9 protein-coding genes and 5 riboswitches are annotated in these 12,397 nt (G+C 50.7%); all 9 genes read left to right on the forward strand.

The annotated features are described in order from the left end of the window. Positions 1-243: 243 nt before the first annotated feature. The 9 genes from BMW43_RS14685 to BMW43_RS14725 all read left to right on the forward strand — a co-directional run bounded on the left by BMW43_RS14685 (position 244) and on the right by BMW43_RS14725 (position 12,381). Positions 244-1,278: a sirohydrochlorin cobaltochelatase gene (locus BMW43_RS14685; protein WP_091749152.1), complete on the forward strand. Its 1,035-nt coding sequence runs from the start codon at positions 244-246 to the stop codon at positions 1,276-1,278. Between the two features lie 192 nt (positions 1,279-1,470). Then, the gene (locus BMW43_RS14690; RefSeq protein ID WP_091749154.1) at positions 1,471-2,364 is read left to right on the forward strand and encodes a sirohydrochlorin cobaltochelatase; all 894 of its coding nucleotides are present in this window, start codon (positions 1,471-1,473) and stop codon (positions 2,362-2,364) included. Between the two features lie 86 nt (positions 2,365-2,450). Further along, entirely contained in the window at positions 2,451-3,209 is a 759-nt protein-coding gene (locus BMW43_RS14695) for an SDR family NAD(P)-dependent oxidoreductase (protein ID WP_091749157.1), read from the forward strand. 136 nt (positions 3,210-3,345) lie between these two features. Beyond that, positions 3,346-3,530, forward strand: a riboswitch (cobalamin riboswitch). 237 nt (positions 3,531-3,767) lie between these two features. Then, positions 3,768-3,941: riboswitch (cobalamin riboswitch) on the forward strand. Between the two features lie 454 nt (positions 3,942-4,395). Beyond that, positions 4,396-5,898, forward strand: coding sequence for an NAD(P)/FAD-dependent oxidoreductase (locus BMW43_RS14700; protein WP_091749160.1), 1,503 nt, complete (start codon positions 4,396-4,398; stop codon positions 5,896-5,898). Then, positions 5,882-7,147 carry an NAD(P)/FAD-dependent oxidoreductase gene (locus BMW43_RS14705; RefSeq protein ID WP_245732502.1) on the forward strand — a complete coding sequence of 422 codons (1,266 nt, stop codon included), beginning with the start codon at positions 5,882-5,884 and terminating at the stop codon, positions 7,145-7,147. Before BMW43_RS14700 ends, BMW43_RS14705 begins: the two co-directional genes overlap by 17 nt. Position 7,148: 1 nt before the next feature. After that, the gene (locus BMW43_RS14710) at positions 7,149-7,532 is read left to right on the forward strand and encodes a DUF1667 domain-containing protein (protein ID WP_091749163.1); all 384 of its coding nucleotides are present in this window, start codon (positions 7,149-7,151) and stop codon (positions 7,530-7,532) included. Between the two features lie 543 nt (positions 7,533-8,075). After that, positions 8,076-8,259, forward strand: a riboswitch (cobalamin riboswitch). Positions 8,260-8,501: 242 nt separating this feature from the next. Continuing rightward, a riboswitch (cobalamin riboswitch) is annotated at positions 8,502-8,686 on the forward strand. A gap of 242 nt (positions 8,687-8,928) precedes the next feature. Beyond that, positions 8,929-9,112, forward strand: a riboswitch (cobalamin riboswitch). Between the two features lie 210 nt (positions 9,113-9,322). Further along, on the forward strand, positions 9,323-10,465 hold the full coding sequence (locus BMW43_RS14715) for an acyl-CoA dehydrogenase family protein (protein ID WP_091749166.1): 1,143 nt from the start codon (positions 9,323-9,325) through the stop codon (positions 10,463-10,465). 44 nt (positions 10,466-10,509) lie between these two features. Beyond that, positions 10,510-11,331 (forward strand): electron transfer flavoprotein subunit beta/FixA family protein, encoded by an 822-nt coding sequence (locus BMW43_RS14720; RefSeq protein WP_091749168.1) that lies wholly within the window; start codon positions 10,510-10,512, stop codon positions 11,329-11,331. A 3-nt stretch (positions 11,332-11,334) separates the two neighbouring features. Continuing rightward, positions 11,335-12,381, forward strand: coding sequence for an electron transfer flavoprotein subunit alpha/FixB family protein (locus tag BMW43_RS14725; RefSeq protein WP_091749171.1), 1,047 nt, complete (start codon positions 11,335-11,337; stop codon positions 12,379-12,381). The last annotated feature ends 16 nt before the right edge of the window (positions 12,382-12,397 follow it).

A 12,397-nucleotide genomic window follows, 5' to 3' on the forward strand; every position in this document is an offset into this window, starting at 1 on the left:
AACGGATTGAAAAATCAGGCCAGTTGCGGAAGTTTCTTTTCGCACTGCGCCCTGAGCCGGTCCGGATTGGGCTGACAAGGGCAAAAAGATTGCCAAATAATAAATTGAAGAGGTTATCATAGAAGGAGAGGTGTCGCCTACAGGCGAAAGGTTCTTGGATAAGTTAAAAACTGTCTAGCCGGTGACTAGCAGGAGCACCAGGGTTATTTCTCCTGCAATTCAATGTATAAGGGAGTAGAAATAATGAGACTTAGTGGAAAGAAACTGTTGATTGCATCTGTGGTATGTGCTATGATGACGGGCTTGACGGCAACCGGCTTTGCCGCTTATCAGTTAAACCCGGAAGTGAAGGATGCCACTCCGGCCTTGAAACAGGCAGCGGAAATTGGTGTTCGCGTTTCGGAAACACCTTCGCTGCAGAACCTGGAAAATAAAGATGCTATTTTGGTTATGAGTTTTGGGACAACCTTTACTGATTCCCGCAAGGCCACCATTGAAAAAACGGTGGCAGACATTCAGGCGGCTCATCCCAATACCAAAGTGGTGCTGGCTTTTACTTCCCATATTATTGTTGACCGGATTCAGGCCAATGAAGGAATTAAGATCCCCACACCGGAAGAAGCTCTGGCCCAACTTAAGGCAGAAGGCTACAGCCGTATTGCCCTGACCTCGCTGGATGTCATTCCGGGTATGGAATATGCCTATGACACCGCTATTTTCGATATCTATAAGAGCCAGTTCAAGAAAATGACCCTGGGTACGACACTGATGTACTGGATGGGACAGGAAAACCAACGTGATGATGTGACTGAGGCTATGAAAGCCTTTAGTACTGAATTCCCTAAGACTGGCAAAAAGGATGCCGTCTTATTGATGGCTCATGGTACGCCGCATCCGTCCAATGCTTACTATGCCGTTATGCAGGACCGTTTAACTGAACTTGGTTTCAAAAATACCTATGTCTATTCGGTAGAAGGCTGGCCTCATTTGGACACAGTTATTCCTCAGTTGAAGGCACAGGGTATTAAAAATGTTACGCTGATTCCGATGATGATGGTGGCCGGAGACCATGCCAACAACGATATGGCTGGCAGCGAACCGGAATCGCATAAATCCATCCTGGAAAAAGAAGGCTTTAAAGTCACCCCGTACATCCACGGTCTTGGTGAAAACCAAGCTATCCGCAAACTGTTTGTCGACCGGGCTAATGAAGCGTGGGATGCCCTGGAAGCCGCAACTCCTGTGAAGGAAAAAGGCCATGGCATGATGATGAAATAAATTTGGCTATGCCCTCTCCAACTCTCCTTGCTGACGATAAAACGCCGCAGGGAGAGTTTTTTTAGTGAATTTTATATCGTTATCAGAGCAGGACAAACTATAAAGCATAGTGAAATAAGAAAACAGGTTAATGACTAAAAGAAGTAATAGGGACTGCGCAGCGGTAATGATTGATGAAACGGAGTTAAAAAGATGAAAATAGATGCAAGGATTGTCAGAAAACCATCGGAAGCAGTAGTACCATTGTCTGCCGGACAGACAGCAAACGATAGAAAAGCAATTTTGGTTGTGAGCTTTGGCACTACCTATCCGGAGGCCCGGCAAGCGGCCATTGATCAGGTAACAGCAAAGATCCGGCTGGCCTTTCCGGAATATACCGTACGTCAGGCGTTTACCTCGCGACGGGTCATTGAGCGGATTAACACCAGGGAAGGTATACGGTATTTGACCGAGGAACAGGCACTGGCTGCACTGGCTGAGGAGGGTTTTCGTGAGGTAGTTGTCCAGCCGCTGCACATGGAAGCCGGTTATGAGTATGACAAAGTGCGCAGAGTCGTGGAGACTTACCGGGATAAACAGGCTTTTGAAAATCTTTATCTGGGCAGGCCGCTTCTCTATTATGCCGGTCAGGAAGGCGTAACGGATGACTATTTGGCTGCCATACAGGCAGTACGCCGGACTTTTCCGCCAATCGGGCCGCAGGAAGCGATTGCTCTGTTGGGGCATGGCGGTTTGCACCCGGCCAATGCTGTTTATGCTGCCCTGCAGTTAAAGCTGCAGGATGCGGGAATTGGGCAGGTGTATGTATTTACCGTGGACGGCTATCCTGCCGTGGAAGATCTGATCAGGCGGCTGGCAGCCGATGGTGTCAGGAAAGTCACCCTTATTCCGTTGCTGCTGGTAGCCGGCGAACATGCCAGACGGGATATGGCGGGAGATGAGCCTGATTCTTTTCAGTCCCGGCTGCAGGACGCCGGCTTTGAAGTAAGCGTTTGTTTGCAGGGGGTTGGTGAGAACCCGGCGATTCAGGATATTTATGTCCAGCATGTTAAAGATGCTATCGCTGAGAAAAAGGACTTTTCCTGAATAGAAGAACTACCGGAGGGAAAGCTTTTTCAGAAGACGTAGTTAGCGGCCGTCCGGACAGGATAAACGGACGAAAGGGGTAAGCAATGAACATACAGGGAAAAGCGGTACTCATTACCGGCGGTACCTCCGGTATTGGCCTGGCGGCAGCCAGGCTATTCCTGGAGCAAGGCGCCGGAGTTGCCGTTGTGGGAAGGGACCGGAAGAAAGGCGAAAAAGCGGTACAGGAATTAGACTCATATGGGAAAGTCTGCTACATCGAAGCTGACGTGGCTAAGGTAGCTGATTGTCAGAAAGCGGTCGTCCAAACCTGTAAGGTTATGGGCCGGCTGGATATTGTCGTTAATTGTGCCGGTACCTATCAGGAGAAAGCCATTGAAGAGGTTAACGAGGATGATTATGAAGCGATCATGGATGTGAATATGAAAGGGACCTATTTTATTGCTAAGTTTGCCGTGCCGGAATTAAAGAAAGGCAAGGGCGGCGCCATTGTCAATGTCTCTTCCGATGCCGGGCTGCAGGGCAACTGGCTGTGTACTGCCTATTGCGCGGCAAAAGGGGCTGTCAACACTTTTACCAAAGCTTTGGCTCTGGAATTGGCGCCCTATGGCATCCGGGTCAATGCCGTATGCCCCGGCGATATTCATACACCTTTGCTGGAAAAACAATTAGAGCAGGCTGCGGACAGAGAAAGAACACTGCGGGATATGGCCGGTATTTATCCCTTGGGACGGCTGGGAACGCCCGATGAGGTGGCTCAGGTAATTTTGTTTCTGGCTTCGCCGCAGGCCGCCTTTGTTACAGGCGCGTTATGGTCGGTCGATGGCGGACTGACCGCCTGTTAAGGATTTGGCTGCCAAACAAAAGATAGAGAATACTGTATTCAATATTTAGCCTGTGTATACATTATATAGAAGGCTTTTTATTTGACTTCCTGTTTGCTGCATGATATGTTAAATGAGAAAGTTATGAATATACAATGAAATACGTAAAGAGGTAGGTGCCCTACGGGGCTTAATAGGGAAGTCCGGTGCAAGGCCGGTGCGGTCCCGCCACTGTAATGAAGAGTGACTCCAAAAAGCAAGGCCACTGGGATATTCATCCTGGGAAGGATTGGGGGAGCGATGACGCAGAGCCAGGAGAACTGCCTATCTGACAATCACCGATTGACCTGCGAGCGACGGGAAGGCGATTATAAGGGAAGTCTATATGCATAGGCTGTCTTTGGGTTGCCTCTTTTTAGGCATCCTGTATGGCGCTTTGAAGATAGGTTTCTTTTGTAATCAATTTTTTCGGCAGCAGGCGAGAGTTGATGACAAAAGAAACCTATTTTATGTTGTGAAGGGGGGACTCTGGTTACGACTGCCGGATTGGAGCGGGCAGTTGTTGTGGATTTTTATAATGAAATACGCAAAGAGGTAGGTGCCCTGCGGGGCTTAATAGGGAAGGCCGGTGCGGTCCCGCCACTGTAATGAAGAGTGACTCCAAAAGGCAAGGCCACTGGGATATTCATCCTGGGAAGGATTGGGGAAGCGATGACGCAAAGCCAGGAGAACTGCCTATCTGACAATCACCGATTGACCTGCGAGCGACGGGGAGGCGATTACGACGGAAAGTCTATACCCATAGGCTGTTTTTGGGTTGTCCGGAAACGGCTGGGAAAGCGGGCTTCCTTTGTAATCAACTTTTACGGCTGTGCGGTTGATCATAAAGGAAACCTGCTTTTTTTGCATAAATGAGAATACGTCCTTATTTTATGTTTGCCGGTAAACTGGCCGGAATATCGAATGGCGGTGAATATAAAGCTATGCCTGATACAATTTAATAGGGAGTCGCTGATAATTGGGGTTTGGCTGACGCAGCCGGACGGAAAAAAATCCGTCTGGACGGACGTGCAGTGCGAATAATTCAGTGGTTTCCTAGATGGACAGAACAAAGAGAAGTCCGAATAAATGTCTGAACGGCAGATGTTTATCCGGTTTTTTTATTTTTTCTATTAATTAATATTGCAGTCATACAGGGAGTGAAAACATGTCAACACTTAAGTCCGATGTCGTTATCATTGGTGGCGGTATCGTTGGTACGGCTATTGCCAGGGAATTAGCCAAATACCAGCTACGCGTTGTCCTGCTGGAAAAGGAACCGGAACTGGCCGCTGGCACCACCAAGGCAAACAGTGCCATCCTTCATGCGGGTTTCGATGCCAAACCGGGGACGCTGAAAGCCAGATTAAATGTACGGGGTAATGCTCTGTACCATGCGTTGCGGGAGGAGTTGTCCCTTGCCATCCAATGGATAGGTTCACTGGTTGTTGCTACTGATAAAGAAGAGCTGCAGACCATAGCGGAACTTTTGAACCGGGGAAACCAGAACCAAGTGCCTGGGCTGGCTTTGCTGAGCCGGGAGGAAGCGCTGACCAAGGAACCCGGCTTAGTGAACGCTGAAGGCGCGTTGTGGGCGCCTTCGACAGGAATCTTTCTTCCGTTTGATGCTGCGCTTGCGTTTGCCGAAAACGCCGCCCAAAATGGCGTGCAAATTCTCACAGAATGTCCTGTTACCAATATGGAAATAACCAATGGCCGGATTACCGGGGTCAGGACACCGCAAGGCTCGATTACAGCCAGCTATGTCATCAATGCCGCTGGACTTTATGCCGATACGGTCGCCCGTTTGGCAGGTGATAGCAGCTTTACCCTTACTCCGCGTAAAGGCGAATATATATTATTTGACAAAAACGCCGGACCCAGAGTGAATCACGTACTATTTCCCACACCAACCAAGCACTCGAAAGGTATTTTAGTTGCACCTACCGTACACGGTAATACTTTCATTGGACCGAACGCCCAGAATATGCCTGAGGAGGAGAATTTGGCGATAGCCGCCAAAGAAAATCTGGCGACAACCGCCGCCGGTTTCCAGGAAGTTATCACAGGCGCTAAACGTTTGTTCCCGGCTATACCGCTTAATGCATCGATTACCGAGTTTTCCGGTCTGCGGGCCGTTGCCGATAGCGATGATTTTGTGATTCGTCCATCAACGGTTGTTAACGGGTTAATTCATGCCGCTGGTATTCAGTCGCCTGGTTTGACGGCTGCTCCGGCCATTGCCGAGCTTGTCGCTGAACTTTTAAAAGAGTGTGGTTTGCTGCTGCTGCCTAAGAAAAAATTTATTAGCCATAATGAACCCAAAATTGTATTCCGTGAATTATCAAATGAGCAGAAACAAACGCTCATTCGTAAAAATCCATTATACGGACGCGTTATTTGCCGCTGTGAAACCGTTACCGAAGCGGAAATCGTGGCTGCTATTCATTCTCCCTGCGGGGCGAAAACGGTTGACGGTGTAAAAAGACGGACCCGCGCCGGCATGGGCCGCTGCCAGGGTGGTTTCTGTGGACCTAAGGTGGCCGCTATTCTGGCCCGTGAGCTGCAGGTGCCGCTAACCGCCATTCGTAAGGAAACGGCCCAGTCCTATCTGTTTTATGACAAAATTCCAGTTGATGCCGGAGGAAATCAAAGTGAAACAATTCGTTGACATAGCCATTATCGGCGGTGGACCGGCCGGCCTTGCCGCCGCTTATAGCGCTGCCGAACAAGGCGCCGAAAATATACTGATTATTGAACGCGACCGCGAATTGGGTGGTATTCTTCAACAGTGCATCCATAACGGGTTTGGTTTGCACCGGTTTAAAGAGGAACTGACCGGTCCCGGTTATGCCCGACGGTATATCCAAATGGTCGGACAGAAAAAGTCGATTCGCGTGATGCTGGATACCATGGTGCTTGATGTGCAGTCTGACAAAACAGTGATTGCCGCCAACCCACAGGACGGCTTATGCGAAATTCATTGCCGGGCCGTTGTGTTTACCATGGGTTGCCGGGAACGCACCCGTGGCGCCATCCGTATTCCCGGAGAGCGACCGGCCGGTGTGTTTACCGCCGGAGTTGCCCAGCGCATGACTAATATGGAAGGCTGTATTCCGGGAAAAAGTATTGTTATTCTGGGCTCCGGCGATATTGGCCTGATTATGGCCAGGCGGTTGACGCTGGAGGGCGCCAAAGTTGAGGCGGTTATTGAACTGATGCCCTATTCGAATGGTCTGACACGTAACGTGGTGCAGTGTCTGGAAGATTATCAGATTCCCTTGTATCTGGGACACACTATCACAACGGTAGCTGGCCGTGACCGGGTAACCTCTGTCACCTGCGCCAAGGTGGACGAAAATTTGCGACCGGTGGCAGGTACCGAATTTGACATAGCCTGTGACTGCCTGCTGCTGTCAGTCGGACTGATTCCGGAGAATGAGCTGTCGCAGCGGCTGGTGGACATGGACAAGGTGACCAGCGGTCCGGTGGTTGACCAGTACCGGCAAACCTCGGCACCGGGCTTCTTTGCGGCCGGTAATGTGGTGCATGTCCATGATCTGGTGGATTTTGTATCCGAGGAAGGTGCCATAGCCGGCCGGGCTGCTGCCCTGTATGCTCAGAACAGGTTACCTGTAGGTGAAATAACCGTTCAGCTAATTTCCGGCACCGGTATACGCACGGTGGTGCCGCAAAAACTCACCGTGTCGACAGAGCCTGCTCCGGCAAAGCTGTTTTTGCGGGTGAAACAACCGGCGCAAAAGGTTATTCTAGCGGTAGAAAGCAACGGTCAGACTCTACTTAGCCGCAAGTTGTCTGTTGTTAAACCGGGCGAAATGATCATGGTTGAAATTCCCGCCGCCAAGCTGGCCGGAATAGGACAGGAAATTATTATATCACTTAACCAGGGAGGCGAATGATATGAGTTATAAAGAAGAAAAACTGCATTGTATTGTTTGTCCGTTGAGCTGCAGCGGCAAAATTGTTTTTCAGCAAAATGAAATTACCGATATTAGCGGGTTTAGCTGCCCGCGTGGCATTCGTTATGCTCAGGAGGAAGTAACCGCACCGAAACGAACCCTGACTACCACGGTACGGGTGGAAGGTGGCGCGCTGCCTTTGCTGCCGGTTATTTCCCGTACTCCGCTGCCGAAGGAAGAAGTTTTGGCCTGTGCCCGCGCTTTGGCGGAAATTACCGTTACGGCGCCTGTTTTTGAAGGAGATATTATTACCGGTAATATACTAAATCTCGGCATTGATATTGTGGCCGCCAGAGATATTACGACGGCGGGAGCGCCGTTATAGGCGGAGTTTCATTGTAGAGCGATTGCGCTTTTTGTCCGGTATAGCATTGCTGCTGACAGGAAGAACGCCAAAACAGACTGGGGCCGTCGCACTAAGAGTAAGAGCCTTGTTCTTTGGTTCCCCGTTCGGCCTTTTCCGGAAACATACGTTCCGCAGGATGAAAAATTGCCGGCTTCCGTTAAGAAATCCGCGCTGTGCCCTTTGGGTATTTGTTTGAGCGAAGCGAGTTTACAGATTTTAGGAAGCCGGCAATTTTTCAAGTATGTTGGAGGACAGGCCTAGCCTTTTGGGTCCCTTTGTGGCAATGACAAAGGGACGACAAGCTGGTTTGCCACACCACAGGCTGTTATAAATAAATAAAAATCATGTTGTGACAGCCTCAGTCTATTTTTCGATCCGGAGCCGTGTTTTTGTATTGGAAAATTTCAGGGAAAAATATTGTATTCAATATTTACGCCGTGTATACATTATATACACAACAACTGATTTGACTTTTTTGCGGGTTCATGGTATTTTAAACAAGTAAGTTCGAAAAAGCACAATTGAATACGCAAAGAGGTAGGTGCCCTACGGGGCTTAATAGGGAAGTCCGGTGCAAGACCGGTGCGGTCCCGCCACTGTAATGAGGAGCGACTCCAAGGGAAAGGCCACTGGGATATTCATCCTGGGAAGGATTGGGGGAGCGATGACGCAGAGCCAGGAGAACTGCCTATCTGACAATCACCGGTTGACCTGCGAGCGACGGGGAGGCGATTACGACGGAAAGTCTATAGCCATAGGCTATTTTCAGATTGTCCTTTTTATGGATACCGAAAATAGTGCTGGGAAGATAGGTTTCTTTTGTGATCAACTTTTACGGCAGCAGGCCGGTTGATGGCAAAAGAAACCTATTTTTTATGGTAAGGAGAGATCGGTAAGCGAAAATCGGCACTGGGAATATGATTGAATGTTCCATAGTCCTATAAGAACCACATATGAAAAGAGGTAGGTGCCCTACGGGGCTTAATAGGGAAGTCCGGTGCAAGACCGGTGCGGTCCCGCCACTGTAATGAAGAGCGACTTCAAGAGGCAAGGCCACTGGGATATTCATCCTGGGAAGGATTGGGGGAGCGATGACGCAGAGCCAGGAGAACTGCCTATCTGACAATCACCGGTTGACCTGCGAGCGACGGGGAGGCGATTACGACGGAAAGTCTATAGCCATAGGCTATTTTCAGATTGTCCTTTTTATGGATACCGAAAATAGTGCTGGGAAGATAGGTTTCTTTTGTGATCAACTTTTACGGCAGCAGGCCGGTTGATGGCAAAAGAAACCTATTTTTTATGGTAAGGAGAGATCGGTAAGCGAAAATCGGCACTGGGAATATGATTGAATGTTCCATAGTCCTATAAGAACCACATATGAAAAGAGGTAGGTGCCCTACGGGGCTTAATAGGGAAGTCCGGTGCAAGACCGGTGCGGTCCCGCCACTGTAATGAGGAGCGACTCCAAGGGAAAGGCCACTGGGATATTCATCCTGGGAAGGATTGGGGGAGCGATGACGCAGAGCCAGGAGAACTGCCTATCTGACAATCACCGGTTGACCTGCGAGCGACGGGGAGGCGATTACGACGGAAAGTCTATGCCCATAGGCTAATTTCAGGCTGTCCTTTTTTAAGGATACCCGAAATAGTACGGTAAGATAGGTTTCCTTTGTGATCAACTTTTACGGCGGCAGGCCGGTTGATGGCAAAGGAAACCTATTTTTATTTGACTTAAGACAAAGATAAAAAGGAGAGAAGAGATACGCATGTTTACATTTACTGAAGAGCAGGAAATGCTTCGCCGTGCCGTACGCGAGTTTGTGGAAGCGGAAGTGGCTCCTAAAGCACAGGAATGGGATGAGCAGGATCATTGTCCGGCAGAACTGTTTCCCCTGCTGGGCGATATGGGGATAATCGGGATTTTTGTGCCGGAAGCGTATGGCGGCGTAGGCTTGGGCTACGTGGAGCGGGTTATCTGCCTGGAAGAACTGGCCCGCCACTGTGCCGGTCTGGCGATTACGGTGATGGCCCATCAACTGTGCATGGGCGGTGTCATGAACTATGGCACAGAAGAGCAAAAGCAAAAGTATTTGCCTGATCTGGCCAGGGGCAGAAAAATCGGGGCGCTGTCACTGACGGAAGCTACCGGCGGCTCTAATTTCATGGGACAGACGGCTAATGGGGAATGGAAAGACGGTCAGTGGGTGCTCAATGGCCGTAAGTGTTTTATCACCAATGCCCACCTTGCCGATCTTGACCTGTGGACGGTTGTTACCGGGAAAAATGCCAAAGGCCGGCCTGAACTGAGTGCCTTCCTGATTGACCGGGGAACGCCGGGGCATACGCCGGGAAGAGCCGAACACAAACTGGGCATGCGCTCGTCTAACACCGGTGATGTAAGCTGCGTCAATGTCCGGGTGGATGCTTCCCAAATGCTCGAGCAACGGGGCAAAGGTGCCAAAGTGGCACTGAGCACCATTCAGGAAGTAGGCCGTGCCGGCATGAGTGCTATTAATCTGGGGATTCTGCGTGGCTGCCTGGAGGAAGCGGTCCGGTTCTCCAATGAGCGGATTATCTATGGTAAGCCGCTGCACCACATGACCAATATCCAGTTTGCCCTGGCGGAAAACCGGCTGGATTATGAAACGGCCCGTTTGCTGACCTATCGGGCTGCGTCAATGAAGGACAAAGGCGTCCCTTGTTCCGCCGAGTTTGCCATGGCCAAATATGCGGCTACCGAAGGAGCAATCCGGGCGGCAAAACGGACGATTGATCTCATGGGCGGTTATGGCGTGATTAATGAATATCCCGTAGGGAGATATTTAAGAGACGCCCTGGCCGGTTCGACTGCCGGCGGGACTTCAGATGTTCTGAAAGTGGTCATTGCCGGTGAAACGGTGAAACAGTAGTTCCCTGGAAGCTTAATTTATATCAGGCATAAGGAGAGATTGTTATGGGACTAAACATAGCGGTGTGTATCAAATCGGTACCCGATCCGGCTTATTACGATAAGATCAGCATTGATCCTAAGACGAAAACTATTACCCGTAAAGGAATTCCGGCCATTATCAGCCCGGGAGATAAGCACGCTTTGGAAGCGGCTCTGCAGCTAAAGGATCAATATGGCGGTACAGTTACCGTCATTGGCATGGCGCCGCCGGAAGCGAAAAGGGAATTGTTCGAAGCACTGGCCATGGGGGCCGATGAAGCCGTGCTCTTAAGCGACCGGGCTTTTGCCGGTGCCGACACGTTGGCCACTTCGTACACTCTGGCTCAGGGGCTAAAAAGAAATGGCGACTTTGATCTGGTGCTGACCGGTACGGAAAGTGCCGATGGCGCCACCTCGCAGGTACCTGCTCAGTTGGCCGAGTGTCTGGGAATACCGCATTTGTGGAACGTGAAGGAGTTTGCCCTGACGGAGCAGCGCAAAATTCAGGCTAAAGTCAAACTGGAGGCGGCTACCGGCGAATACCTCATCACCTTGCCGGCGTTACTGGCCGTTTCACGGGAAGTCAATAAACCCCGTTATACCACCGCTTTTGGCATCGTCAAAGCCAAGGGGAAAAAATTGACCGTTATTGACAACCGGGAACTGCAGGCTGATGCGAAAAAAATCGGTCAGCAAGGTTCACCGACCTGGCCGGGCGATATTTTCATCGCTTCCCTGTCGCGCAAGGGCCAGGCCCTGACCGGCACGCCGGAAGAAATCGCGGCCAACCTGATCGAAAAAATACGTGCGGCCGGTATTACTCCGGTTGTTGCTAAGGAGGCGTAAGAAATGAAGCAGAGCTATAAGCGGGAAGATTACCGCGGCATATGGGTTATCGCCGAACAGGACGGTGACCGCATCAGCCGGGTGAGCTTGGAGCTGTTAACTAAGGCCAGAGAGTTAAAAGAGCAAGGAAAGCTTGCTGAACCGGTGACTGCCGTGCTGTTAGGAACTAACCTGGCGGACTTTCCGGCCAAGCTGGCGGAAGCCGGAGCGGAAGCTGTTATTTTAGTAGATCATGCCGCGCTGCGTTATTTCCGGAATGAAGCCTATGCGCTCATCATTAAAGAACTTGTGGAAGAAAGAAAACCGTCGGTGATTCTCATGGGCGCTACGGCAGCCGGTTCGGATCTGGCTCCTACGGTGGGAGCTAAATTGTGGACTGGGGTGGCTGCCCACTGCGTGGATTTGAAATTAAATGACCAAGGCAATCTGGTGGCTGTGGTACCGGCCTTTGGCGGCAAAGTACTGGGCGATATTTTATGTCCCGAACTCCGGCCGCAGATGGCAACTGTCCGTCCCGGCATTTTGGGCAAAGCGCTTTGTTTCCCTCATGACCACTATCAAGTGGAGCATCATGATCCTGCCGCTGCCTTGGTTAAGGACAAAGGGCTGGTACAAGCGATTGGTGTCAGCTATGAACCGGTGCAGGGCGTACCTTTGGAGGAAGCGGAAGTTGTGGTGGCCGGCGGCTTTGGCGCAGCCACCGAAGAAAACTGGCAGTTGGTTGAAACGCTGGCCGGCGTGCTGGGCGGCGCCGTGGGGTGCACCAGACCGCCCCTGGATGAAGGCTGGGCCAGAGACTATCAGATGATCGGCACCAGCGGCAAATCGGTGCGTCCCAAAGTGTATATCGGTGTGGGGATTTCCGGTGCCACCCATCATGTCTGCGGGATGAAAGATGCCGGGCTGATCATTTCTATCAATAAAGATGAGAAGGCTCCTATTTTTGAAGTATCCGACATTCGCGTTACCGCCGATGTGGCAACTATTTTACCGCTGGTCATTGAAGGACTGCAGAAAAATAGCCAGGATGAGGTCTGCCGTCTGGCATAAGGCCGGCTAAGGAGGG

This window comes from Propionispora vibrioides (assembly GCF_900110485.1).
Classification (GTDB): Bacteria; Bacillota; Negativicutes; order Propionisporales; family Propionisporaceae; genus Propionispora; species Propionispora vibrioides.

What these genes read in the sequence shown, in the direction of transcription:
- BMW43_RS14690 (WP_091749154.1), top strand. Translation starts at nt 1,471, where the DNA reads ATGAAAATAGATGCAAGGATTGTCAGAAAACCATCGGAAGCAGTAGTA.
- BMW43_RS14725 (WP_091749171.1), top strand. Translation starts at nt 11,335, where the DNA reads ATGAAGCAGAGCTATAAGCGGGAAGATTACCGCGGCATATGGGTTATC.
- BMW43_RS14700 (WP_091749160.1), top strand. Translation starts at nt 4,396, where the DNA reads ATGTCAACACTTAAGTCCGATGTCGTTATCATTGGTGGCGGTATCGTT.
- BMW43_RS14685 (WP_091749152.1), top strand. Translation starts at nt 244, where the DNA reads ATGAGACTTAGTGGAAAGAAACTGTTGATTGCATCTGTGGTATGTGCT.
- BMW43_RS14710 (WP_091749163.1), top strand. Translation starts at nt 7,149, where the DNA reads ATGAGTTATAAAGAAGAAAAACTGCATTGTATTGTTTGTCCGTTGAGC.
- BMW43_RS14720 (WP_091749168.1), top strand. Translation starts at nt 10,510, where the DNA reads ATGGGACTAAACATAGCGGTGTGTATCAAATCGGTACCCGATCCGGCT.
- BMW43_RS14695 (WP_091749157.1), top strand. Translation starts at nt 2,451, where the DNA reads ATGAACATACAGGGAAAAGCGGTACTCATTACCGGCGGTACCTCCGGT.
- BMW43_RS14715 (WP_091749166.1), top strand. Translation starts at nt 9,323, where the DNA reads ATGTTTACATTTACTGAAGAGCAGGAAATGCTTCGCCGTGCCGTACGC.